Annotated in this window: 21 protein-coding genes; 10 read left to right on the forward strand and 11 right to left on the reverse strand. The window is 55.2% G+C overall.

The annotated features are described in order from the left end of the window. Positions 1 to 95: 95 nt before the first annotated feature. A complete protein-coding gene (locus tag ACT3TJ_RS02975) occupies positions 96 to 227 on the reverse strand; it encodes an entericidin A/B family lipoprotein (protein WP_087105855.1) in 132 nt (43 codons plus the stop codon). Positions 228 to 415: 188 nt separating this feature from the next. Here ACT3TJ_RS02975 and ACT3TJ_RS02980 point away from each other — a divergent pair, with 188 nt between their 5' ends. Further along, entirely contained in the window at positions 416 to 835 is a 420-nt protein-coding gene (locus tag ACT3TJ_RS02980) for an HIT domain-containing protein (RefSeq protein ID WP_193053317.1), read from the forward strand. 6 nt (positions 836 to 841) lie between these two features. Here ACT3TJ_RS02980 and ACT3TJ_RS02985 read toward each other — a convergent pair whose 3' ends face one another. From ACT3TJ_RS02985 to ACT3TJ_RS03000, 4 genes are read right to left on the reverse strand one after another with little or no spacing between them, the layout of a single operon-like run. After that, positions 842 to 1870 (reverse strand): nickel/cobalt transporter, encoded by a 1029-nt coding sequence (locus tag ACT3TJ_RS02985; RefSeq protein WP_444621485.1) that lies wholly within the window; start codon positions 1868 to 1870, stop codon positions 842 to 844. A 55-nt stretch (positions 1871 to 1925) separates the two neighbouring features. Then, entirely contained in the window at positions 1926 to 2558 is a 633-nt protein-coding gene (locus ACT3TJ_RS02990) for a DUF1007 family protein (RefSeq protein ID WP_264298632.1), read from the reverse strand. 53 nt (positions 2559 to 2611) lie between these two features. Further along, positions 2612 to 2986 carry a hypothetical protein gene (locus ACT3TJ_RS02995; RefSeq protein ID WP_444621484.1) on the reverse strand — a complete coding sequence of 125 codons (375 nt, stop codon included), beginning with the start codon at positions 2984 to 2986 and terminating at the stop codon, positions 2612 to 2614. After that, positions 2983 to 3543, reverse strand: a complete 561-nt coding sequence (locus tag ACT3TJ_RS03000) for a hypothetical protein (protein WP_444621483.1) — start codon at positions 3541 to 3543, stop codon at positions 2983 to 2985. Before ACT3TJ_RS03000 ends, ACT3TJ_RS02995 begins: the two co-directional genes overlap by 4 nt. Before the next feature lie 121 nt (positions 3544 to 3664). Here ACT3TJ_RS03000 and ACT3TJ_RS03005 point away from each other — a divergent pair, with 121 nt between their 5' ends. Both ACT3TJ_RS03005 and ACT3TJ_RS03010 read left to right on the forward strand, forming a co-directional pair. Then, entirely contained in the window at positions 3665 to 4804 is a 1140-nt protein-coding gene (locus ACT3TJ_RS03005) for a glycerate kinase (protein WP_444621482.1), read from the forward strand. Between the two features lie 233 nt (positions 4805 to 5037). Continuing rightward, positions 5038 to 5514, forward strand: a complete 477-nt coding sequence (locus ACT3TJ_RS03010) for a Dps family protein (protein WP_172117354.1) — start codon at positions 5038 to 5040, stop codon at positions 5512 to 5514. A 67-nt stretch (positions 5515 to 5581) separates the two neighbouring features. Here ACT3TJ_RS03010 and ACT3TJ_RS03015 read toward each other — a convergent pair whose 3' ends face one another. Together ACT3TJ_RS03015 and ACT3TJ_RS03020 are read right to left on the reverse strand one after the other, a co-directional pair. After that, positions 5582 to 7048, reverse strand: coding sequence for an aminoacyl-histidine dipeptidase (locus ACT3TJ_RS03015; protein WP_444621481.1), 1467 nt, complete (start codon positions 7046 to 7048; stop codon positions 5582 to 5584). A gap of 39 nt (positions 7049 to 7087) precedes the next feature. Then, entirely contained in the window at positions 7088 to 9235 is a 2148-nt protein-coding gene (locus tag ACT3TJ_RS03020) for a tRNA(Met) cytidine acetyltransferase TmcA (protein ID WP_444621480.1), read from the reverse strand. Between the two features lie 365 nt (positions 9236 to 9600). Between ACT3TJ_RS03020 and dctP the strand changes: the two genes are divergently transcribed. The 4 genes from dctP (at position 9601) to ACT3TJ_RS03040 (ending at position 14517) form a co-directional block, all read left to right on the forward strand. Continuing rightward, positions 9601 to 10704: a TRAP transporter substrate-binding protein DctP gene (dctP, locus tag ACT3TJ_RS03025; RefSeq protein ID WP_444621479.1), complete on the forward strand. Its 1104-nt coding sequence runs from the start codon at positions 9601 to 9603 to the stop codon at positions 10702 to 10704. Between the two features lie 60 nt (positions 10705 to 10764). Beyond that, entirely contained in the window at positions 10765 to 11268 is a 504-nt protein-coding gene (locus ACT3TJ_RS03030) for a TRAP transporter small permease subunit (protein WP_193056823.1), read from the forward strand. Next, positions 11265 to 12599 (forward strand): TRAP transporter large permease, encoded by a 1335-nt coding sequence (locus ACT3TJ_RS03035; protein ID WP_193056822.1) that lies wholly within the window; start codon positions 11265 to 11267, stop codon positions 12597 to 12599. Before ACT3TJ_RS03030 ends, ACT3TJ_RS03035 begins: the two co-directional genes overlap by 4 nt. 217 nt (positions 12600 to 12816) lie before the next feature. Then, positions 12817 to 14517: an ABC transporter permease gene (locus ACT3TJ_RS03040; RefSeq protein WP_444621478.1), complete on the forward strand. Its 1701-nt coding sequence runs from the start codon at positions 12817 to 12819 to the stop codon at positions 14515 to 14517. Positions 14518 to 14523: 6 nt separating this feature from the next. Here ACT3TJ_RS03040 and ACT3TJ_RS03045 read toward each other — a convergent pair whose 3' ends face one another. Further along, positions 14524 to 15624, reverse strand: a complete 1101-nt coding sequence (locus ACT3TJ_RS03045; RefSeq protein ID WP_444621477.1) for an ABC transporter ATP-binding protein — start codon at positions 15622 to 15624, stop codon at positions 14524 to 14526. 236 nt (positions 15625 to 15860) lie between these two features. Here ACT3TJ_RS03045 and ACT3TJ_RS03050 point away from each other — a divergent pair, with 236 nt between their 5' ends. Further along, the gene (locus tag ACT3TJ_RS03050; RefSeq protein ID WP_444621476.1) at positions 15861 to 16886 is read left to right on the forward strand and encodes a Fe(3+) ABC transporter substrate-binding protein; all 1026 of its coding nucleotides are present in this window, start codon (positions 15861 to 15863) and stop codon (positions 16884 to 16886) included. Between the two features lie 68 nt (positions 16887 to 16954). Here ACT3TJ_RS03050 and polA read toward each other — a convergent pair whose 3' ends face one another. Further along, on the reverse strand, positions 16955 to 19729 hold the full coding sequence (gene polA / locus ACT3TJ_RS03055) for a DNA polymerase I (protein ID WP_444621475.1): 2775 nt from the start codon (positions 19727 to 19729) through the stop codon (positions 16955 to 16957). Positions 19730 to 19892: 163 nt separating this feature from the next. Here polA and ACT3TJ_RS03060 point away from each other — a divergent pair, with 163 nt between their 5' ends. After that, positions 19893 to 20852, forward strand: a complete 960-nt coding sequence (locus ACT3TJ_RS03060) for a homoserine kinase (RefSeq protein WP_172117347.1) — start codon at positions 19893 to 19895, stop codon at positions 20850 to 20852. After that, the gene (speA, locus tag ACT3TJ_RS03065; protein WP_444621474.1) at positions 20849 to 22762 is read left to right on the forward strand and encodes a biosynthetic arginine decarboxylase; all 1914 of its coding nucleotides are present in this window, start codon (positions 20849 to 20851) and stop codon (positions 22760 to 22762) included. Before ACT3TJ_RS03060 ends, speA begins: the two co-directional genes overlap by 4 nt. A gap of 94 nt (positions 22763 to 22856) precedes the next feature. On the opposite strand, the gene ACT3TJ_RS03070 is transcribed toward speA, so the two are convergent. Both ACT3TJ_RS03070 and thpD read right to left on the reverse strand, forming a co-directional pair. Beyond that, entirely contained in the window at positions 22857 to 23522 is a 666-nt protein-coding gene (locus tag ACT3TJ_RS03070) for a fumarylacetoacetate hydrolase family protein (RefSeq protein WP_172117345.1), read from the reverse strand. 116 nt (positions 23523 to 23638) lie between these two features. Then, positions 23639 to 24622 carry an ectoine hydroxylase gene (gene thpD / locus ACT3TJ_RS03075; RefSeq protein WP_444665443.1) on the reverse strand — a complete coding sequence of 328 codons (984 nt, stop codon included), beginning with the start codon at positions 24620 to 24622 and terminating at the stop codon, positions 23639 to 23641. Positions 24623 to 25403: the final 781 nt, after the last annotated feature.

A 25403-nucleotide genomic window follows, 5' to 3' on the forward strand; every position in this document is an offset into this window, starting at 1 on the left:
AAACCTACCCCGAATGATTATTAACATGCAGGCCAAACACACAGTGGGCCAAGCAATTGCCTGGCCCACTCGACATCGTCAAGGGTTCATGGACCTTAGCTTGCGGCGTCCTGAACGGCTTGGCCGCCTCTTTCCACATCCTGGCCTGCGCCAGCCACCGTGTTACAACCGGCCAACGCGCCTGCTGTCATAAGTAGAATAAAACCAGTCGCTAAAAGTTTTTTCATTTGAGTTCTCCTTAACGTGTCTAGCAACAGCCCCTCTGGTAGCGCCTACCTTTTCCAAGGGGTACTTTTAGCGTAACAGTGTTTGGTTAATTTCGCCTGTTTTCCCGAAGGTTGCCCTCTACACCGCGTCATCTACCCAAAGCATCGGCTATCATATACACCATTGAAGACTACCTGGAGCGCGCTCTTTGAACGATTTCACTCTCGACCAACGTCTGGACGCTGACACCTTCCCCATCGCCGACCTGCCACTTTGCCGTGTGCTGTTAATGAATGACGCGCGCTATCCTTGGGTGATTCTGGTGCCTCGGCTGAATAATATCAGCGAAGTATTTGAGCTTTCCGAGCCTGACCAGGCCCAGCTATGGCGGGAAGCCACCCAACTGGGCAGCGTGATGAAAACCCTCTTCGAGGGCGATAAACTGAACATCGCCACCTTGGGCAACGTCGTCAAACAGCTGCATATCCACGTGGTCGTGCGCCACCAGGCTGATGCCACTTGGCCTGCGCCGGTATGGGGCAATGGCAGCGCCGAACCGTATGAGTTGGAGTCACTTGCCGACCTGCGCGATCAACTTATTGCGCATATTGACCGCTTAAACGCTTAGCTGCTGTCAGGGCCTTAAAAGCGGGCTGCTTTGCCTTGCGGGCGGCTCGCCAAGCAAGGGCGCCCTGGCGGGTTGAGAAACACTCGTCGTGACAAGCATAACGCCCAATAGAACAATCAACATGCCGCCGGCAAGCGCCGCCCAGCCCACCACTTTATGCGCCGACTGAGAAGCGTGCTGCTGCCTGGCTAAACGCTGCGTTGCCCAGCGGCGTGCAAACACGCTGGCAAGCGCCAACGCCGACACCGTAATTCCTGTACCCAGCGACATGGCCAGTACCGACAAAACGCCAACATAAAATTGCCCCAATAGGCTGGCGGCGCCGAGTAAAAGTACCGCGCCACTGCAAGGACGCATACCAATCGCGCCGACCGTCATGATGGCGGTACGCCAATCCAACGCTTGCTCGGGTTCGATATGATGCGCGCCGCCACAGCAGTGGTGGTGGCCATGACTGTGGTCGTGATGGAGATGATGGCCATTGCCGTGGTCGTGCTGAACCGGATAAAACGCAATAGGCTGATAAGCGCGGCGCAGCTGCTTGTAAGCCCGAACGCATAGCCAAACACCCAATAGCGTTATGAGTAAAAAACTGGCCTGCTCAACCCAAACAACACTGCCCATGGCCTGACGCGTTAGCCACCCCAGGCCGTGCACCAGAATGGCTACCATGACGATGGCAGTCACGCCTTGCAACAGCGACGCGGCAAACGAAAGTCCTAGCGCGCGTCGCACGGCGCCCCCATGAGAGGCCAGATACGTTGCCAGCACCGCCTTCCCGTGCCCAGGCCCTGCCGCGTGAAAAACGCCGTAACCAAAACTGACACTCAATAATACCCACCAGGTGGCTTGAGAAGGTTCGCGGGCAAGCTCGGTAATCGCCAGCGTGAGCGAGCGGTTAAAGCTCCGCTGCCAAGCCAGCATCTGGTAGCTTGTGCCCTGTAATCCCCCTTCCCATAGAAATATCACGGCCCCGGCAGCAAGTGCTAATAGCGCAATCAGCATAATGGGGCGGCGCATAACGAGTGATCGCATAAAGCACTACCTTATTTCATACATTCATAGAATTCGTCGGGTCTGCGGCTTGTGATTAGCGGCAATCAACACGCCCCGTTTCGGCAAAAAATCGTCCAAGCCCTGGTTCGGCTTCCTCATCCTGGTCCAGCAGAGCAGCTTGCAGGACCAGCTCAGGGTCAGGTTCGGCGATTAAGATGCTTAGCTCGCAGGCAGGTTCTCCGTGCAGCACCAAGGCGTCGTCTTTAGGCTGGTTATTTTCTGACTCGTGAACCATCTCGATATAATACGTTGGATCGTATATTTGATAATCAAGCACATGGCCCGCCAAGGGTTGGGGCGTTTGTAGCGGGAGGATAAACGTAAAGCTAAGCCGCCCGTCATGTTCCCTAGCCGTGTATTCGGTTACCTCACCCAATGCCAACGGCTCTCCATCCAGACGAACGTCTGTAAAGTAGTGCTGACCCGCAAGATTATCGCGTATTTCAGTGCCTAATCGGTCAAGCCCAACCTCCAGGCTAACGCCATCCACATGCTGGAGCTCTTCAAACACCACTAGGCTATAAAAAGGGTCCATCCGCCATGCGTGATGCAACCCACGCACAACGCCCTCCTCGTCGGTCATGACCCGGATACTAAAATCAATCCAGCCATGCGGATGTGCGGTTGCAAGCGGGCTCATCAGCAAGCCGATCAATCCAGCGCCCAGCGCCCAACATTTGCCGCTATAAAAAGTACTTACTCTTTGATCACCACACTGCTTCACGGTGCTAATCCCAACGTTGCTTGTAAATCCACTAGCCACGGATCCAATAAATAAGGCGCCAATGGTTGATTGCCACGCCAGGCCATGACACTCACCTGGCTACCACTCCCGGCTTCACTCACCTGCAGTTGCAAACGGTATTCAGGCCAGCGGGCTAGCGAGGCTTCTGCACGCCCTAGGGCCAAATCGGCGTGGCGTACCACATACCCTTGCTTCATCATCAGCTCGACAGCGCTTCGAAACGTCGTGTCGACCGAGGCTGGATAGACAAGCTCACGCGGGACAGACGGCGACGTCGTTGCACAGCCGGTAAGCCATGCACCCAAAAGCATCACGCCCACCCACCTGATATCCCAACGGCCTCGCCTCATAACCCTCTCCCGGTTGGCACCCTGTATTGCTCAAGCGCCGTTTGAAAGCGCTGACAAAAATCATCGTTGCTCGCACTGTACGACTCTCGCATATCGCCCAGATGGTCGAAGCGGCGGATATCGCGCGAGATACGAATATGGTCGTCGTGGATCAACAGCGAGACCCGTTCGACCTCGACTGGCTGCTGTTGCAGCCCGCCCCCAAAACCCATTCCGATGCCGATACCGCCGCCGCCTCCCAATCCAAACCCGCCGAAGGCACGTATGCCGCGCCCATAACCGTAGGCGTTATCATAAGGGTCGTAATAGCCACGCAGCGCTTGAGTGCGGCTAGTGGTAACCAAGCCTAACGTCGCATCCGTCGAATTCAGTTCAAATCCCGATTCGGTGAGCAGAGCAACGCTTTGGCGAAGCACTTCCTGGGAGTCTCTTTCAGCACTGTTAGAAAAATAGCAGGCCGCTGAGGGGGCAGGCTCGGCCTGGGGCAGACGGTCTGGCGTCACCTGGCAGCCAGCCAGCGCCAGCAGGCAGGTTAAGCTAATCGGTATCGACTTCATGTTAGATCCTCAAGCGATGATCACAACGGGTCTATCAGCAACTGGTCTATCAGCAAGCAGCGCGTTAAGCTCCTCTCATCATTACAATAGATTAGAGACCGTCATTTGCGGAGATTGTGCGATGAATATCCTGCTTTGCCCCGATAGTTTTAAAGACGCCCTAAGCGCTGAGTTAGCAGCCAAGGCGATGGCTAAAGGCGTACGTAGTGCGGTCCCCGACGCGCAAACACACTGCTGCCCGTTGGCTGATGGTGGCGAAGGAAGTCTGGATGCATTAATTGCCGCAACCGGTGCCAAGCGGTGCTATCAAACGGTTCACGATGCACTTGGACGACCCCGCGATGCCGCCTGGGGTTGGCTTAGCGAACAGCGTACCGCGTTTATCGAACTGGCAGAAGCCAGCGGATTACAACACTTAAGCCCTCAAGAGCGCAACGCGCTACAAACCTCCACCTTTGGGGTAGGTGAGTTATTTCTCGCAGCGCTTAACCAGGGCGCCGAAAACGTACTGCTACTGCTAGGAGGAAGCGCCACCAACGATGGCGGTGCTGGCATGCTACAAGCCCTGGGCGCCAGGTTTCAGGATGCACATGGCAAGCCACTTGCGCCAGGCGGTGCTGCGCTTGCAGGCCTTGAATCGCTGGATATTTCTGGGCTGGACCCACGCTTGGCCTCACTCAACGTGGAAGCAGCGGTGGATGTGGATAACCCACTGCTGGGTGAACGGGGCGCCAGTGCGGTATTTGGCCCTCAAAAAGGCGCCTCCCCTGAAGAGGTAGCTCAGCTTGACTTGGCGCTTGCCCGCTTTGCCGACATTTGCGCCAGCGCGTTGGCGCATGACTACCGAGACCTGCCCGGCGCAGGTGCCGCAGGCGGAATGGGGTTTGCAGCCAGCGCGTTTCTTAACGCGACACTGAAACCGGGCATCGAATTGATTATGCAGCACGCGAATATGCCCACTCTGCTCAATAACGCTGACCTGATCATTACCGGTGAGGGACGCCTGGATGGGCAAAGCATGTCGGGCAAAACACCCATTGGCGTTTCCCGTGCGGCCAAGCGCTTGGGTAAACCTGTGGTTATTTTAGCGGGCAGCCTGGGCGATGGCTGGCAAGCCTGTCTTGATGAAGGTGTAACCGCGGCCTTTGCCTTGGCCGATGGCCCCATGACGCTGGAACAGGCTTTACCCAGAACAGCCGAGTTGTTGGCGGCACGCTGTGAAACAATTATTCGTTTATGGTTAACCCCGGCGGCCCCTTGAAAAACATCTCGAACGGCAGCATTACTGTTGTTAGGCAGCATTCGTGAAAGCCACGTCGATACATGGTCCGTTTTAATATCCAGTTATTAACACCGGGCGGTGTTGCCGTCACGGTAATGTCGTAACGCTATGAGTACGATGCAAAAAACCTGTTTTGCAATGTTCCAGCAGCGTTTTATGCTAATCAAACGATTTGATAGCCGTGCTACACGGCTCCAACAAGGAGAGACAGCATGACCGATACCAATAGCATCGGCCTTCATGAAGGCAGTGCCAGCCAGCTTGCCGAGAAACTCAACCACCTGCTGGCGAACTATCAGATTTTTTACATGAACGTGCGCGGCTACCACTGGAACGTGAAGGGTAGCGACTTTTTTGAACTACACGCCAAGTTTGAAGAGTTTTACACGGACCTGCTGACCAAGGTAGATGAAGTCGCCGAGCGTATCCTCACCCTGAGTCACAAGCCGGTACATGCCTACAGTGACTACGCCACGCTTTCGCATATTCAGGAAGATAAAGACGTACACGACGGCAAAGCCTGCGTTAACGGCATTATCAAAGGATACCAGGTCCTGATTGAGCTTCAACGCGAAGTGCTCTCACTCGCCTCTGACGCTGATGATGAAGGGACAGCCTCACTAGCCAGCGACTACATTCGCGAGCAGGAAAAAACCATCTGGATGCTGAACGCCTATCTCGGTAAGTGATAAGCGCTCTTCTTAGCGATAGATGCAAAAACGGCACCCTCGCGGTGCCGTTTTTGTTTAGCTGAGACTAGCCTTTCTGAGCGAGGTCTTCCATCAACGCGCGCAGCATACGCCAGAACTCATCGACCGATGCAAGCTCCACCCGCTCATCCGGGGAGTGAGCTCCACGAATCAGCGGGCCAAACGAGATCATATCCAGGTGGGGATATTTACTGCCCAGAATGCCGCACTCAAGCCCCGCATGAATGACCTTAACAGCGGGCTCTTTCCCAAACAGCGCGGCATGGCGTTTGTTAAAAATCGCTAACAGCGCACTGCCAGGATTCGGCGCCCAACCGGGGTAGCTATTCTCGACACGGACACGTGCGCCAATCAACCCAAACAGTGCCTCAAAGCGGTCGGCCAAAGCGATCATTGCGGTATCGTGCAAGGAGCGTACCAGCGCACATAGATGCAAACGCCCCTCTTCCAGGCTGAGTACGCCCAGATTATTGGACGTTTCAACAACACCGGGCACATCAGCGCTCATGCGCTCGACGCCGCAGGGCGCTGCGTGAAGCGCGGCCACCAACATGGCACTGGCGTCCAGGGTTAGCGGGTCTACTGACACATTATTCACCGCACGCGTTGCCGTCAGCACCAGACCGCTATCGCCACTGCCAAGCTCGGCACGCAGGGTACTTTCCAGCGCTTTTAGCGCGTCGAAGGCGGCATCCACTTCGTCAGCGGGCAAGGCCAGCTGAGCAAACGCTTCACGAGGAATCGCATTACGCAGCGTACCGCCGTGGTAGCTAACCAGCCGCCCATCAAACCCTTCAAGGGTACGCAGCGCACGCACCAGCAGGCGATTGGCATTGCCCAGCGGCTTGTGGATATCCATGCCTGAATGGCCGCCTTTAAGGCCTGTCAGTGCAATCTCGACCAGTTGCTCATCGTCGCGTAGCTTGGCAACGGGTAGCTGGGCATCCACCACCACATCGCCACCGCCCGCGCAGCCGATATACACTTCACCGCGGTCTTCACTGTCCAGGTTAAGCAGCAATGAGCCTTTCAGCCAGTTCTCTGCCAGGTTCAGCGCGCCTCCCATTGAGGTCTCTTCTTCCAGAGTAAACAGCGCTTCAAGCGGACCATGGGTAAGCTCTGCATCCTCAAGTACGGCAAGAATAGCCGCTACGCCCATTCCGTTGTCCGCACCAAGCGTTGTGCCATCGGCGTGCAACCAGCCATCGGCTACATAGGTGCTTATTGGATCACGCGAAAAATCATGGGTGCTATCTGCATTGGCCTGGGCCACCATATCCAGATGGCCCTGCAAAATAACCCCAGGGGCGTGTTCGCAGCCAGGTGATGCCGGCTTACAAATGCGTAAATTGCCAAAACTATCGCGGTCGTGAGCAAGCCCTTGAGCATCGGCCCAGGCTTCTAGTATCGCGACCAACGCAGCTTCCTGGCCAGAAGGGCGCGGCGTATTACACAGCGTACGAAAATGGCGCCAAACGATAGGCGGCGTTAACGCGTCTAAATGTGCGTTCATAAAAGCTCTTCATTATCGGTAACCGACCCACTTTACTCCTCAAGGCGACGAGGGAAAAGCATGCATTGACGCCACCTGCCCCACCGCTTGGCGTAGTGCACGAACGGACGCATTATGCGCAGCGGCTAAAGGTTGGTTTTGAAAGGCCCACGCCGCCAGTTGGTGATGCGCGGTTGCCATGCCTGATGAGGGCACGTGGCTGGCTTCTCGCGCCAGTGCTTGTAGCGCAGGTCGCGCCAGCGCCGGGTCACGATGCGCATAGGCGACATCGTTGATGGCTTGGCGCTCCTTTGCGGTTAGCGGTGCAGAAGGCAGCCCGCGTAGTAACAGTGTGACTACCTCGGCGGGCAGCGTGGTTAATTCAAAGGCCAGCAAGCTGGGCAGCGCTGCGCTGAACCCTGCCGTTAACGAATGCAGTACCGCGCGCCCCTCAACGTTCAGCGCTTTGGCAACCATCACCGCAAATTCCCCGGTAGCCGCTTCACGGGTGATGCCCAGCCGCACGGGCTGAAACCCTTGGGCAAGCCAGAAGCGTAGTAGCGACGCTTCGGCGCCGAAGGTGGCGCCATAAAGCGCAATGCCTTGCTGCGCGGCCTCCTGAACATCCTCGGCAATAAGCTGTTGCCCCAGGCCTTCCCGGCGGCGCTCTGGATGAGTGGCGATACGCACGACACGCCGCCAACGGGCGGTCAGTGCTGTACGGCTGCCCATGTGGGCGGCCAGCGACTGCGCCATCAAATGCCCTTGCGGGCGGCGCTCGCCCCGTGCGACTTGCTCGGCAAGCGAGGCATCAAAACCGCCCTCTTCTCGTGCCACCAGAACCGCTTGAGGGGCATGTTTGTGCCCCAGTAGACGCAGCGTGGTTCCGGGTCCGTCTAACAGCTGACGCACGTCACTTGGAGAGGTCCGGTAGTGAGACTGCACCAACAGGCCAAACAGCGCTTCAAGAGCAGCTTCCTCCTGGGCAAGGCAGGCACGTTCGAGTGTATATGAGTTATCCGCGTAATTGTCACGTTGCCCCAAGGCTGGCAAAGGCGCCTTGAGTAGCAGCAACCGGTTGATCGCGGCTTCAAGAGGATCACCGGCACTCCAGCGAATGGGGGTGTCCAGCGTCAAGGCTTTCCATTGCGGCGTCAGCCGGGTCAATACGTCTTTAAAGCGCAAGGCAAACCCTCGCCCTGAACCTTCGTAGCCATCAACGGTGGTCGCAAACGCAATACGCGGAAACGCCGCCAGCCACTGGCCTAACAAGGCAGCAGGAATCGCCGCGGCTTCATCCACCATTAAATAGCTGCCATCGCCTCCCAACTGTTTGGCCGCAACGTGCTCGGTCAGTACATCCGGGGGCAAAAAGCTCAGCTCGCGGTTATCTGCGAGTTGAAAGCGCCCTGGGGCGATGCGCGCTCCGTCAGGGCACAGGGCTTCAAGCCGAGCGAACAGACTCTCCACGGCGCTTAACCTGGGAGCTGTCACAATGATATTCGAGGTTCCATTTTCTAAAAGGCGTGCGCAAGCGATCCCAAGCGCGGCACTTTTACCCCGCCCACGATCAGCGGTAATCACCACTGGGCGGCGGCGCTTCAAACGTACAAGCTGGGCAACGATAGCCGATTGATCCGCCGTGAGACACGCGCTATCGCTAACGCTCTGTGGACAATTCGTGCTGGCGGGTAAACGGGGAAGCTTTGGCACTCCAGGGGCATGCCAAGGGATGACATCTGTACGCTCATAAAGCAGGCGAGCCAATCGCGCCAGATAGTGCGACGTTAACTGCTCCCAGTGCCAAGGGTGGTCAGCAAAACGCGCGTAATCCGGGTCCGGATGACGGCCCCAAGGCTTGGGAGTAATAAGCACCAGCAAGCCTCCCGCTGTCAACGTGCCTGCCAGCGCGCCTAGCGCGTCAGGATCAAAGCCCGCCTCGCCACTGGCATCCAGCACGATGAGCTGATGCTCTGCACCTAAACGCGTGCGCGCCTTACGGGGCGTTATCCAGGGCGCAACGGGCACATCATCGGCCTGATGAGCGACCCATAAAGGTGCTGTCCAGTTAGCAGCCTGCCACAGCCGATGCGCGTGGGCACGGCATTCGCAAGGCCTACCGGTTAGCCATACCAGTTGACGCCAACGCCTCCTCTCCAGCCGCCTGGAATGGGCAACTAGCGTTTGAACTGGCCGCTCACTAATCATGCTTAACGTTCTCGTCAATCTGGCTGGCGATGACAACCCTAGCATCGCGACTCCTGGCACACGCCCCTTGGTTAAGACTTTGGTTGAGCAAAATATCTATTTTCAACGTTTATAGCCTCAACACGTTTTACAAAAATGTGAAACAAGAACAGCAAGCAATTGATTTAAAATTAAATATTGTCTTAATAATCGAAAAATTTAGTGTTTATTTACTTGGCTTACTGATATTGCGCCGCAGCGGGGAGAGTATGCTAACTTACTCTTGAAGCATCGCCACTTTACGTACGCGTCAACTTCTTAGCTACGCTTTCCTGCATCACGGTAACAAATACTAACAATGCCTTATGCCAACCAGGAAAAATAACATGAAAATGATCACTCGATTCAGCCTTACCAGTCTGGCGGCAAGCGTGACGTTAGCCGCACTCGCTACGACAGCACAAGCACAAGAGCAGTGGACAATGACTTCCACATGGCCTGACAACCTTGATCTCATCAAGATTGACCAGCATTGGGTTGAGCTGGTGAATAAATTGGCAGGTGATGAACTACAAATTAGTTTCCGGGCCGGAGGCACTCTGATGCCTGGCACCGAAGTGTTTGATGCGACTGAAACCGGCAGCATAGAAGCTGCAGGCGATTGGCCAGGTTACTGGGCAGGCTTAAATCCTGCTTTTTCACCACTAGCCACTACTACAAGCCTATTTAACGGCGTTGATTACCTTAACTGGATTCAGCAATGGGGCGGGCGTGAACTCTATGAAGATATTTATGGCCAGTTCAACATGATGTATCTGCCCTACGGTATTACTAACAACGAGTCCGGATTTATGGGCCGTACCCCCATTGCAAGTATTGCTGACCTTGAGGGCAAGCGTTTGCGTCTTTCAGGCCGTGACCAAGGGCGCGTACTGGAACAGCTGGGTGGCTCTCAAGTAACGCTTGCAGGGGGCGAAATTTACCAGGCGATAGAGCGCGGAGTGATTGACGCTGGTGAGTTCTCAACACCCGGTGTTGACTACAATGCAGGCTTCGCCGAAGTCGCCGATAACTGGGCCACGCCGGGCTGGCATCAGTCGGCCAGCGTCTTTGGCGTAATGATTAATAAAGATGCTTGGGATGCACTTTCCGAGGAAACCCAAGAGAAATTACGTATCGCCGCGGATGCCACAATGGCTTGGTCGCTGGCCTGGTCTGAATTTGAGTCCAACGCGGCTACCCAGCAGTTTATTGATGCTGGGGTGACCATTAACCAGTTTTCAGAAGAAGATCTTGCACGCATTCAGGAAGTGACCAATCAGGTGATCGTGCAAGGCGCCTGTGAAAATCCCGATCATGCCAAGGTCTATCACTCCATGATTACCTATTTGCAGGATTATGCGACATGGCGTGACGTTTCCGCCCCCTTCAACATGAGCCGAACCATGGATAATTTGCCGTCATTGGAAGAGATCGAAGCCTGCCTGTAAGGCGCTCATGTTTCGCCTCGGCCATGCCGGGGCGTTTGTTGTGCTGATCGGAGATCTTTCATGAATGCGATTGCCCAGGCCATTGATACGATTAACGAAGCCTTTGGACGCCTGATAGCCCCCTTGATCGCCGTCATTACCCTTATCGTGCTTTATGACATTACCTCGCGCTTCCTGTTTGGCCGACCCAGCGACTGGGCATTTGATATCACCAAAATGCTGTTTGGGGCGCACTTCATGCTGATGGCGGCTTATGGTCTGCGCCACCACGTTCATGTAGAAGTCGACGTTTTAAAGCGCCTGTTATCGCGCAAAAAGCAGGCGCTGCTCACTCTATTCGGGTATTTGATTTTCTTTGTGCCCTTTATCTGGATGCTGCTCAAGTACGGATGGCTGTTTTTCGAGCGCGCTTTTAGCCGCGGCGAAACCACCTACGGCATGGTGTCGATTCCGGTGTATCCCATTAAAGGCGTGATTGTGCTGGCGGCAGTGCTGCTGCTCCTGCAGGCCATCGCTATTGTACTGCGCGCTATTATACAGTTGCGTCAGGAGGCTCCGGCATGAACCTGAGTCCTGAATTACTCGCCCTGGTGATGTTTGGCGGCCTGCTAGTGGGACTTTTCATGGGCCACCCACTGGCATTTGTGTTAGGTGGTGTAGCAGTGATTGGCGCGTTTTTAGGCCCCGGAGAGCGGGTGTTGGGCACGCTGATCAATAATATCTATGGTAACGCCATGGATAACTACGTACTCGTGGCGATACCGCTTTTTATACTCATGGCGCGCTTTCTAAACGACTCCGGGGTTACCGAGCGAATGTTTGATGCCATGCGCCTGCTGCTGGCCAACCTACGTGGCGGATTGGCGCTGACCGTGGTAATTGTTTCGGTACTCTTGGCCGCGACGACCGGCATTGTTGGCGCGTCCATTGCGGTAATGGGTATGATCGCCTTAGTGCCGATGCTCAAGTACGGCTATAACAAGGAGCTAAGCGCAGGCGTAATCATGGCCAGTGGCTGTTTGGGCATTTTGATTCCGCCCAGCATCATGCTGATCCTGATGGCCAGCTACTCGCCGGTATCGGTAGGTGCACTGTTTGCGGGCGCCATGGTGCCAGGGTTAATGCTGGGCGCTATGTATGCACTTTACGTACTGCTGATCTGCCACTTTAAACCGTCTTACGGCCCGCCAGTGCCCAAGGAGGAACGCGCGGAAGTTAGCACCCGGCAGCTTTTAATCATGCTGGGCAAGTACGTGGTGCCGCCCATGTCGCTAATCCTTGGGGTACTTGGCGCGCTGTTTACCGGGATTGCCACCGCCACAGAAGCCTCAGCAATTGGCGTTTTTATCGCATTCATTTTGTTTTTAATCTTTGGTGACAGGAGGCTATCCACTTGCTTTAGAACGCTGTTGGAGGCGGGTAAAACCACCACCATGGTAATGCTGGTGCTGGTCGGCGCGACCGCGTTTACCGGCGTGTTCTCGCGCGGTGGCGGCATGCAGGTTATTCAGGATCTGCTGCTGGCCATGCCCGGCGGCAATACCGGCGCGTTGATCATGATGCTGCTGCTGGTATTTGTGCTGGGTATGTTCCTGGACTGGACCGGCATCGTACTGCTGAGCTTTCCCATCATGCTGCCGATCATCCAGCAGATGGGCATTGATCCGCTGTGGTTTGTCGTCATGGTGGCTGTGGTGCTGCAAACTTCGTTTCTTACCCCACCGTTTGGCTATGCCCTGTTCTACCTGAAAGGCGTAGCTCCGCCCGGTGTGGAGATTGTCGATCTGTATAAAGCCGTGGTGCCGTTTGTGGCGCTTATCCTGTTGGCCTGCTTGCTGATGGCCTCTTTCCCCTGGCTCGTCACAGGCTTACCCAGCTTGATGGTCGGCTATTAACCGGCCACCCCGCTCTTAGGCGTAATGCTGTTCGGTTATGACCGAAGACTCTAAGAAAATCCGGTATTCTTCATTGGATGCCGGATTTTTTGCCTATTCAACAGACATTGCTCGATATTGATGAGCCACACTCCTTCACTCAAGTGATACCATTTACAGCTGTTATTTTTTCGCATTGACGAGTCAGCCTGCCAGCCTCGTCTTAGGAGACAACGACGTGCCCATTCCCGCTCGCCGTTCACGATTGGCGCTACTCGCTGACGGTATATCCCGTTTTAGGCTATCACTCACACCCTGGTCATGTGCGTTGTTCTTGATTGCGCTGACGGTGGCATTGCCGATTCTGGTTGTCTTGAGCTATATCTTTGTGCCGACGGAAGGCGTCTGGCAGCACCTGGCGAGCACCGTGTTGAGCCGCTATCTGTCGAATACCTTTTGGCTTGTGCTCTGGGTGGGGCTGGGCACGTTAATCCTGGGCGCCGGTAGCGCCTGGCTGGTGGTGATGTGTCGCTTCCCAGGCAAACGAATCTTCGAGTGGGCACTTTTATTACCGCTGGCGGTGCCGACCTATGTCATCGCCTACGCTTACACGGATTTTTTGCAGGTGGCGGGGCCGCTACAGAGTGCGCTGCGCGGGTGGTTTGACTGGCAATACGGCGACTACTATTTCCCCAACGTGCGCTCGTTAGGCGGCGCCGCGACGCTGATCACGTTTGTGCTGTATCCCTACGTTTATTTGCTCGCCCGCGCCTCCTTTCTTGAGCAATCGGTATGCGTACTCGATGTAGGGCGCACGCTGGGTCGCGGCCCCTGGCATCTGTTTGCAAGCGTTGCCCTGCCGCTGGCGCGCCCCGCCCTGGTGGGTGGCGTTTCGCTGGTGCTGATGGAAACCCTCAACGAGTTTGGCGCGGTGCAGTTTTTTGGCGTGGATACCTTTACCACCGGCATTTACCGCACCTGGTTTGGGCTGGGCGAGCCCGTGGCAGCCGCTCAGCTAGCCGCCTGTTTGCTGACATTCGTGATTGTACTGGTGCTGCTAGAGCGCTTCTCGCGCGGGAAGCGGCGCTATTTTCATACCACCAACCGCTACCAGCAGTTGCCCGAGTATCGCCTGCACGGTTGGCGCGCCCTCGGCGCAACGCTCGCCTGCTTGCTGCCTATTGTGATTGGTTTTTTATTGCCCAGCGGCATTTTGCTGAACCTTGCCATTCAGCAGGGCGACGCCCTGCTGGGCACGCGCTTTATCCGCTTCGCTACCAACAGCTTAAGCCTTGCCATGGTCGCGGCGCTGATTGCCGTGGGCCTGGCGGTGCTGTTGAGTTATAGCGTCAGGCTACATAACTCACCCGGGGCCCGGCTATTTACCCGAATCGCCGCGATGGGCTATGCCATTCCCGGCTCGGTGGTCGCGGTAGGTATCTTGATTCCCTTTGCCTGGCTGGATAGCACGCTGAATACGTGGCTACACGCCCACTACGGAAAAATTATCGGCCTGGTGTTTAGCGGCTCAGCGTTTATTTTAATTTATGCCTATGTCGTGCGCTTTTTGGCCGTGTCGTTTAATGCGGTTGAGGCAAGCCTGGGCAAAGTTACCCCCAATATGGACGCCGCCTCGCGCACTTTGGGCCAAACCGCAGGTGGCACGCTGCGCCGTATTCATACGCCGCTGATGCGTAGCAGCCTGCTGGCCGCCGGAATTCTCGTGTTTGTGGATGTAATGAAGGAGCTGCCCGCGACGATTATCCTACGGCCGTTCAACTTCGACACCCTGGCGGTGCGTGCTTATAGCCTGGCATCTGATGAGCGCTTGGCTGAGGCCTCCACCGCGTCGCTGGCTATTGTGGTGGTCGGCATCTTGCCGGTGATTCTGCTTAGCCTGGCCATGCGCCGGGCGCGGCCCGGCAGCCATGCTCAATAAGTCTACCTAGGCTTCATCCTGAAAAACAAACACCTGAGAGTGGTCCAGGTCGATATCAATCGGCTGGCCCTCCTGGGGTAGAAAGACGCCGGGCACGCGGGCATGTAGATGCGCCTCCTGGCCATCAGCCCCGTGGGCGCACAAATGAATGAGGCTAGAACGCCCGAGTAGCTTTGCCATGACCACGTGGCTATGGCGGTGGGCGGCTGCGGGCAAGTCGCGTTCCTGAAGCCGCAGCGCCTCAGGGCGAATCATAATCCGCGCCTTACTGCCTTCGGGCAGCCAGCTGGCATCTATTTCACCTACCGGAGTCTGCACACGGCCCTGCTTAACCGTGCCGCTGAGTTCATTTACTTCACCAAAAAAGGTCACCACAAACGGGTCGACCGGCGTGCAATAAAGCTCGCGCGGCGTGCCCGTTTGAATAATTCGGCCATCGCGCATGAGGGCAATTCGGTCGGCCATAAACATGGCTTCTTCCGGGTCGTGGGTCACCAGTAACGTGGCTGACCCAAGCTTCTTCAACACGTGCAGCGTATCGTCACGAATGCGGTCACGCAGCCGTGCATCCAGGCTTGAAAAGGGTTCGTCGAGTAGCATCAACTTGGGTGTTGGCGCAAGCGCCCGGGCCAAGGCGACGCGCTGCTGTTGCCCGCCAGACAGCATGTGCGGGTAGGTATCGATGTAATCCGCCATCCCCAACTGAGTCAACAGCTCCATCGCGCGTTCGCGGCGCTGGCGCGCGGGCATCTGTTTGAGCCCAAAGGTGACGTTTTCCAGCACACTTAAGTGAGGGAAAAGCGCCGAGTCCTGAAATGCCAGGCCGACATTACGCTTTTCCGGCGGAAGGTGACGCTGGCCAGGTGATGCGACGGCCTGCCCTTCCAGGCTAACGCTACCTTGTTGAAGGGCTTCCAGCCCTGCGGCAATACGTAATAGCGTGGTTTTACCGCATCCCGATGGCCCCAGCAGGCACACGACTTCTCCAGGGGAAATCTCTAACGAGACACCTTTCACCACTTGGTTTGCTGCATACGTATGGTGGACATCGTGTAGCGAAAGCGCCTGTAACGTGGCGTTATCGGGAGCTGATACGGTTACTGCCATAATGTCACCATTACCTCATTTAATCAGCGTCTCACTTAGCCAGCACTTTTGGCGTGCTGCTAGGCAGGCTGCGTTGAATATCAACACCATTGTATTTTTCATTCGCTTGATATGCACGCAGGGTTGCACAACCACGAACACCTTGTTCTTTTTTCCCTTGACGCGGGTACTGCGAAAGTATTCAATACTAAAACTTAATGCAACTTATTCTCATAATCATTTAGGACGCTAACTATATGAAAACAACACGTCTTTCAGTCTCTATCGCCGCCATTCTTGCGGGCGCTGCTGTATCAAGTACAGCACTTGCCGATGCGGTTAACATTTACTCTGCCCGCCACTACGATTCGGATGAAATCCTCTATAAAGCGTTCACCGACGAGACGGGCATCGAAGTGAACGTTCTGGAAGGCGACTCCGACCAACTGATGGAGCGCATGCAGCGTGAGGGCATTGCCAGCCCCGCCGACGTCATGCTGACGGTCGATGCGGGCCGTTTATGGCGCGCCGAGCAGGACGGCCTGTTCCAAAGCGTGGATTCTGAGGTACTGAGCGAGCGTCTGCCGGAGTCAATGCGCCAGCCTGACAATTTATGGTTTGGCTTTAGCCAGCGTGCACGGGTAATTTTCTATAACCGCGATAACTTCGACCCCAGCCAGATCGAAAGCTACGAAGATTTAGCCGATCCTCGGTTTGAAGGCCAGTTGTGCATTCGCTCCTCCAACAACATCTATAACCAGTCGCTGCTTGCCTCCATGATTGAGCATCACGGTGAAGAGGGTGCAGAAGAGTGGGCCCAGGGCGTGGTTAACAACCTGGCACGTAACCCGGAAGGTGGTGATACCGACCAGATTCTTGGGGTCGCCAGTGGCGAGTGTAACTTGGCCGTTGCCAACCACTACTACTATGTTCGCATGCTCCATTCCGACAACGAGTCTGACCGTGAAGCAGCGCGCAAGGTGGGAGTAATTTTCCCCAACCAGAACGACCGTGGCACCCACGTTAACGTTGGCGGTGCAGGCCTGGTAGCCAATGCGCAAAACCCGGAAAACGGCATTAAATTCCTGGAGTTCTTATCATCTGACGGCGCCCAGGAAATCTTCGCCGAGCGTAACTATGAGTTCCCGGTCGTCGACGGTGTCAAGAAAGACCCGGTATTAGAGTCATGGGGTGACTTCAAAAAGGATGAGCTGAATATTAATGTGCTGGGTGAGAATAACCCCGAAGCCATTCGTATTTTTGACCGCGTCGGCTGGCGCTAAGCCCTCCCCACGCATACAAAACGGCCCGCCATTTGGCGGGCCGTTTTCATGTGAGCACTATTTACTTTTTAATGCGCTTCATCCCAATTAACCCCGCTTTCGGCTTCAACAATCAGCGGTACTTTAAGCTCGGCGGCGGCTTGCATACGCGTTTGCACTTCACCAATAAACGCTTCCACCTGCTCTTCTTTCACCTCAAACACCAGTTCATCATGTACTTGCATGACCATCAGCGCATCGAACTCGCCCTCTGCAAGCCAAGCGTCCACGTCGATCATGGCCTGTTTGATGATATCCGCGGCGGTGCCCTGCATGGGCGCGTTGATCGCGGTACGCTCAGCGCCCTGACGGCGGTTGCGGTTTTGCGAGTGGATTTCCGGCAGGTACAGGCGGCGCCCCAGCACGGTTTCCACAAACCCATCTTCCGCGGCCTGGGTGCGAATCCGGTCCATATAGCGAGCCACGCCTGGGTAGCGGTCAAAGTAGCGGTCGATATAGGTTTGCGCCTGATTGCGCTCGATATGCAGCTGGCGCGCAAGGCCCCACGCGCTCATACCGTAAATCAGCCCGAAGTTAATCGCTTTAGCACTACGCCGCTGATCACTGGACACTTTGTCCAGCGCGGTGCCGAAGACTTCCGCGGCAGTGGCCGTGTGGATATCGCGATTCTCGGCAAACGCTTCCAGCAGGCCCTTGTCTTCTGAAAGGTGCGCCATGATGCGCAGCTCGATCTGCGAGTAGTCAGCGGCAACAATGCGATAGCCGGGCCGGGCAATGAACGCCTGACGAATCTTGCGCCCCTCTTCGGTGCGAATGGGGATGTTCTGCAGGTTCGGGTCCGATGAAGAGAGACGACCGGTGGCGGTGACCGCCTGGTGATAACTGGTGTGTACCCGGTTATTTGCCTTGTTGATCAAGCGCGGCAGCTTATCGGTGTAGGTGGACTTCAACTTGGAAAGCCCGCGATGCTCCATGATGACCTTGGGCAGCGGGTAATCCAGCGCCAGCTCCTCAAGCACCGCTTCGGCCGTTGACGGCGCGCCTTTGGGTGTTTTCTTGAGAACAGGGATCTTCAGCTCATTAAACAGAATTTCGCCTAACTGCTTGGGCGAGCCAAGATTAAACTCACGCCCGGCCAAGTCAAACGCTTCAATTTCCAGTTCACGAATGCGCTTATCCAGCTGTTGGCTCTGCGCGTGTAAGCGCTCAGCATCTATCGCCACGCCGTTACGCTCAATGCGGGAAATCACCTTGATCAGCGGCAGCTCCAGGTGATCCAGCACCTGGGCCAGGCGCCCCTCTTTATCTACCTGCGGGCGCAACACATCGTACAAGCGCAGGGTAATATCCACATCTTCACAGGCATAAGGTGCTGCCTGCTCTAACGCTATCTGGTTGAAGGTCAGCTGCTTGGCGCCTTTACCAGCGATCTCTTCAAACGAGGTGGTTTTCTCGCCCAGGTACTTAAGTGCCAGCGAATCCATGTCGTGGCGCGTCGCCGTGGAATTCAGTACATAAGAGGCCAGCATGGTATCGGCCAGCGTTCCAGCAACGATAATGTCGTAGTTGGCCAATACAGAAATATCGTACTTGAGATTCTGGCCAATCTTGATGGTCTTTTGATCTTCGAACAGCGGCTTAAGCGCCGCTAAAACCTGGGCTCTATCCAACTGAGCGGGAGCATCCAAATAGTCGTGGGCCAGCGGAATATAGGCCGCCTCACCGGCGTCGAGCGCCAGGCCAATTCCCACAATTTCGGCTTCCATGTAATTCAGGCTGGTCGTTTCCAGATCAAAACAGAACCGCTTGGCGCTTTTTAAGCGCTTGAGCCAAGCGTCCAGTTCGCGTTGCTCAACGATGACATGGTCCTGGCGCTCTTGAGGGCTGGCTGACTGCGCATCACTGGTTTCCTCAGCATTCTCAGGTACCGGTTCACCGCCTTTTACGTCATCCACGCCTTCATCTTTTCCCTCCAGCAGTTCAGCCAGCCACTGCCTGAATTCAAGCTCTTTATAAAGCGCAACCAGCTGTTCGCGATCCGGGTGCGCAATATCTAAATTATCCAGCCCAACCGGCAGATCGCAGTCGACTTTGATGGTGGCAAGCTGATAGGAGAGATAGGCCTGCTCCCGGTGCTCTTCAAGCTTTTTGGATAACGTTTTGGCCCCACGAAACGAGAGCGTTTTAACCCGCTCTAAATCCCCGTAAATGGTGTCCAGCCCGCCGCCCATTCCCTGCAGCAGTCCCAAGGCGGTTTTTTCGCCCACGCCCGGCACGCCCGGGATATTATCGACCTTATCGCCCATCAAGGCGAGGTAATCGATAATCAGAGCAGGCGGCAAACCAAACTTGCCTTCCACACCAGCCTCATCCAGGGTTTCATCTTTCATGGTATTAACCAGCGTGATATGCGCATTCACCAGCTGCGCCATATCCTTATCGCCGGTGGAGATCACTGCATCCCGACCCGCCTGCGTGGCACGGTGCGCTAACGTACCTATCACGTCATCCGCCTCCACACCGTCAATGCATAAAAGCGGCAAGCCAAGCGCCTTTACGCAGGCATGCAGTAGGGCAACCTGGCTGCGTAAATCATCCGGCATCGGTGGGCGATGCGCCTTGTAGTCCTCGTAAAGCTCATCACGGAAGGTTTTGCCCGGCGCATCAAACACCACCGCCATCGGGCTTTGCGGATAATCCTTTATGAGCCGTTTGAGCATGTTCAGCACGCCCTTAACGGCTCCCGTCGGTTGGCCATTAGAGGTTGTTAACGGCGGCAGCGCGTGGAAGGCACGATACAAGTACGAGGAACCATCGACGAGCACGATCGGGGCACGGGCCATAACCAATATCCATTGCAAAAAAAGTATAGGGTCATGATACGCGCTAAGCGCCAGCGGCTGAAATAAACTGGTGGATACAAATACGCTTAAGCGCTTAACAACGCTGCCAACTCAGCCAGCAAGCCGCTACAATAATCAGCTTAGCAACCTGGGCGAGACTTTCATGGCTGTATTCACCCCGCTTAGCGACGCACAGGTCGCTACGTTTTTAGACAACTTTGATGTTGGTGGCTTTGTGTCTCTGCAAGGAGTCGCGGGCGGCACCGAAAATTCAACGTTTTTTGTTACCACGCAGCGCCGAGAACTGGTGCTCACCCTGTTTGAACAAGGTGAACATGAAGAGCTGCCGTTCTTCGTCGACCTGCTGGACTACCTGGATGAACACCGTTTGCCAGTGCCAGGCCCGGTTCATGACCGCGATGGCATTGCACTGCACAGCCTGGCGGATAAACCGGCCCTGCTATTTCCGCGTATGCCGGGCCGTCATCCCGTCGCCCCTAACCTGGCGCAGTGCCGGGCGCTTGGGGATACGCTGGGGCGTTTGCATGTAATCTCACAGCACTTCTCCGGCCATCGCCCGAACCCCCGCGACTTGCACTGGCTACAGGCCATGCACCATAAAGTATTGGCGTACTTAAGCCCTGATGATCAGGCATTAATGAAAAACGAAGTCGAGGATTTTGAAAGCGCCTTCAGTCAGTACGCCAAGCTACCCCAAGGGGCTATCCATGGTGACCTGTTTCGTGACAACACGCTGTTCGATGGCGACCAGCTTGGCGGCATCATTGATTTTTATAATGGCTGTACTGGTGACCTACTGTTTGATCTCGCCATCGTGATTAACGATTGGGCATCAAATGAAGACGGCACGCTCAATGCAGAGCGCTATAATGCCTTGCTGGGGGCTTACCTGGCACGCCGACCACTCACCCACGAGGAGCGTGACGTATGGCCGATAATGCTGCGCATGACGGCGCTACGCTATTGGTTATCGCGCCTGCTGGTCGTCTACGTTGACCCACCGGCTCACGATTTAACACCTCACGACCCCGAGCGTTTTCATACCATCTTAAACGCGCGCATTGCGTATGGCGCCTTACCTCTTCCTGAGGCTGACTTATGAGTGCAACGCAAAGTGGGTCAGCACTAAGTGCTCGCCGCACATGGAATATCGACCAATGGGGCAGCGGCTACTTTGATGTAGACGACCACGGCCAAGCGCTGGTGCGCCCCTTGGGCAGCGACGCCGAAGGCCCTACCCTGCCCCTGCGTGAGCTGGTTATTCAGTTGCAGGAGGCGGGCCTACGCTTGCCTGTTCTGGTGCGCTTTAGCGATATTCTGCACGACCGGGTTGAACAGCTGTGCGGCGCTTTTGATGCCGCCATGAGTGATATTGACTACCAGGGCGGCTACACCGCAGTTTATCCCATTAAGGTTAACCAACAGCGCCGCGTGGTCGAGGAAATTCTGGCGACTTCCGAGCGCGGTAATGGCCGAGTAGGCCTGGAAGCGGGCAGCAAGCCCGAGCTTCTTGCCGTGCTTGCTCTCTCGGGCGGCGGGTCATCGCTGATCGTGTGTAACGGTTACAAGGACCGTGAGTACGTGCGTCTTGCCCTGCTGGGTGAGAAGCTTGGCCACCGTGTTTACCTGGTCGTGGAAAAGCTCTCAGAGCTTGCGATGATCATGGAAGAGGCCCGGGAGCTTGACGTCACTCCACGTATTGGCCTGCGCGCCCGGCTTGCCTCGGTGGGCAAGGGCAAGTGGCAGAACACCGGCGGTGAAAAATCCAAGTTCGGCCTGACTGCCAGCCAAATTCTGGAGGTGGTGGAAACGCTGCGCGCCCAGGACGCCTTGGCAAGCCTGCAGCTGGTGCATTTCCACTTGGGCTCGCAGATCGCCAATATTCGCGACATTCAGCGCGGCCTGCGTGAGTGCGCCCGTTTTTATGAAAACCTCATCACTCTGGGTGCGCCCATTGATACGGTCGATGTGGGCGGCGGCTTGGGCATTGACTATGAAGGCACTCGCTCGCGCAGTTACTGCTCTGCCAACTACTCGATGCGTGAATATGCCCGTAACGTGGTGAGCGCCTTTGCTCAGCTGTGCGAAGAGTCCCATTTACCTCAGCCCCATTTAATCAGCGAATCGGGCCGAGCATTGACGGCCCATCACGCGGTGCTTATTACCAACGTGATTGGCGAAGAGCGCATTGATGATACGCCGCCCGAGAAGGCGCCTCAGGACGATATACAGGTTGATGCCCTGTGGCGCGTGTTCGACCAGCTTGCCACGCCTCAGGAGCCGCGCATGCTGGTCGAGGCCTGGCATGACCTCTTGCAGGCAGTAAGCGAGTTACAGGACAGGTTTGTGCTGGGCCTGAGCGATATCAATGCCCGTGCCGAAGGCGAGCGCCTGTATTTGGCCGCCTGTGCGCGTTTGCGCAGCCAGCTGGATACTCGTAATCGTGCACACCGCGAAATTATGGACGAGCTGGCCGAGAAGCTGGCTGACAAGCTATTTGTTAACTTCTCGCTGTTCCAGTCGGTGCCTGATGTGTGGGGCATTGAGCAGATCTTCCCGGTACTGCCATTAAGCGGGTTGAATCAAACCCCAACGCGCCGTGCTGTCATTCAAGATATTACCTGCGATTCAGACGGACGTATCGACAGCTACGTTGATGGACAAGGTGTAGAAAGCACCCTGCCCCTTCCCGAATGGCCCTCGGAAGATGAGCGCTGGCTAGGCTTTTTCCTGGTGGGGGCGTATCAAGAAATTCTGGGTGACTTGCATAACCTGTTCGGCGATACCGACTCGGTTGACGCCGCATTAAACGAGCACGGCGAGTGGGTGCTTTCCAATCCGCTGGCGGGTGACACCGTTGCCGATGTACTGGCCTACGTCAACTTTGACGCCAAGGAACTTATGCAAAAGCTGACTGAGCAGATCGTCAATAGCGATTTCTCAGAGCAAGAGCAGGAAAGCTTTGCGGCAAGCCTGCACGAAGGACTGGAAGGCTATACGTATTTAGAGTAACGCTATCGCCTTACTTTTTTGCCTTACTTTTCAGCACCAATAGAAAGCGTCCCCCCTGGAAGACCAAGGGGCGCTTTCACTATGCAACGCTGGCTTATTCAGTAACAGTGGTTGTCACTTCCAGACCGCCGGTCAGCGTTAAGCGCAGTGATGTGCCTCGAGTTAACTCACCGACACCGGCGGGGGTGCCGGTTAAAATGACATCGCCCGGCTCAAGCGTGAAATGACGGCTCATTTCCGCGACCAGCGAGGGAATCGCAAAGATCATATCCGAACCTTCCCCATGCTGGCGCGCTTCACCATCAACCTCCAGCGTAAAGGCCAGCGCATTCCAGTTGGGTACTCGGCTTAGCGGCAGGAATCTGGATAGCGGGCAAGACCCATCAAAACCCTTGGCGATCTCCCACGGGTGGCCCTTCTCTTTCAGCTTCGTTTGTACATCGCGTAGCGTTAAATCAAGCGCTAAACCAATACCCACAATCGCACGTTCCGCTTCATCCGGCGTCGCGTGGGTGAGGGTTTCCCCAACTAACAGGGCCAGTTCGGTTTCGTAGTGTACATCGCCTTGAGAAAAAGGCGGGCTCAGCGGCTGCTCTATATCCACGACACTCGTCGCAGGCTTAATAAATAACAGCGGCTCGCTGGGAACGGGATTATCCAGCTCTTTCGCGTGATCAGCATAGTTGCGGCCAACGCATACGACTTTGCCCAATGCATGGGGAAATGCCTGACCGTCAGTAAATTGTGGAACAAGACGCATGGCGGGTACTCTCCTTCTCATTATACGTGCCGCGTTCTTAACAACAGACGCAACAGTTTACCCTACCTATGTGCATGTTCCACAACCTAATACGAGGTTATCGTTCATCCTCCCAATCACTTATCGACTCGCCACTCTTGGCCTGGGTCATGGGCCAGAAAGTCCGGACGCTGCTGCGGGGCCGCATATGGCTCGCGGCAGCGATTATCGGGGCGGTTAAAGACGAAGAACACGTTACTGCGCGGGTCCGGCGACAAGTTAGCGTTTGAGGCATGCAGTGTATTGCAATCAAACAGCAATAGCCCACCGGCCTTACCTTTCGGCGCTTCAATACCGTGCTCGGCAACCAGCTCAGTGAGTGCCTCAGGGCTTGGCACGCCCACTTCCTGCGCTTTCAACGAACGCTTATGGTTATCCATTGGCGTCTCCCCTATGCAGGGCACAAACTTCTTGTGCGAGCCAGGAATCAGCATCAGCGGGCCGTTAAATTCGTGATTATCGGTCAGGATCAAGGACGCACTCACTGCATGCATGCCGGGCATACCATCCTCAGCGTGCCAGGTCTCAAAATCCGAGTGCCAGTTAAAGCCCTTACCGGCGAACCCCGGCTTGTAGTTAATGCGTGACTGATGCACATAAGGATCATCACCAATCACCTGCCGAGCGGCGCCCGCCACGCGCTCATCTCTGGCCAGCGCGCCCAAGCGTTCTGAAAGGTGGTGTACCGCAAACAGTGAACGAATTTCGTTACTTTCAGGCTCAGTAATACTGAAGTCTTTATCGCGGTAAGCATCCGTGCTCATAAGTGCCTGCATCTCAGCACGCAGCTCATCAAGCTCACTACCGCTAATCAGATTCGGGATAAACAAAAAGCCTTTACGTTCAAATTCATCCAGTTGAGGTTCGCTTAAAGGTCCTGACAGGTGACGCCCTTTCACAACGCCGTCCTGACGCGCCTGCCAAAGTGCTTGAGGAGGCTGTGCCAAGCGCGATGGATAGGGGTCATAAAATTTCGCATGTTGCGAAGAGGGCGAATCCGCTAACTCGCTGTAATGCTTATGGGCGGTCACATTATGAAAAGATAGATTGCTGACTGTCATCTAATCCACTCCTTGTATGATTAAATTTCAGACCAATGTCATTGCCATAACAAGGTAGCTAACTTATACGTCTCTGCAAGGCATAACACAGCCTTTATAACGTGGATTAAACCAACATCGCTTAAGCGATTTTTAACGTTTCAATAAAGTAAAACTTAACCAAACCCGTCAATCACTTACAACACCCAATCAAAATTGACTGAAAACGCCAACCCTAAAGATAACAAACATTGAGTTTTCACGAATTATAAAAAAGATTTCTTACTGCTCTATCAAAGCCACCTTTCGCTATTTAAATGTCTGACCAGTTTTCATACTTGGACCGTAGCGATGGAAAACATTCTTGCCACCACATTGACGCTTTAAGGGATTATCAGCACTAACTTTAACACACTTTACCAACTCAAATCAGCCATGCGGTTTCATGCTACCCAAGCCATGCCAACAGCCCTCTCCAATGGAGAGGGCTTTAGAAAGTGGCAATTTCATTCTAGACGACCAACATTCAAACCAAAAAACAACTACACCAACAGTTTAACAAAACCAACCAAAAGAGAATACGATTCACTGATCATTTATCGTAACTCTTTCATTAAAAACCCGTAACATATAGCTACTCAAATACGGACATAGCGTTACTCTATAAGAACATGACCATAAATAAACTCACTATCAAAACCTGTTGCTGCCGCCATTTCCTCCGGCTTAAGGAGCTTAATACTACTCCTCGTTTTACGTATAAACTTCTTTTGCTCCAGCGCGGTCATGCAGCGGCTAACAT

The organism is Halomonas sp. AOP30-A1-24 (assembly GCF_052378165.1).
Lineage (GTDB): Bacteria > Pseudomonadota > Gammaproteobacteria > Pseudomonadales > Halomonadaceae > Vreelandella > Vreelandella citrativorans.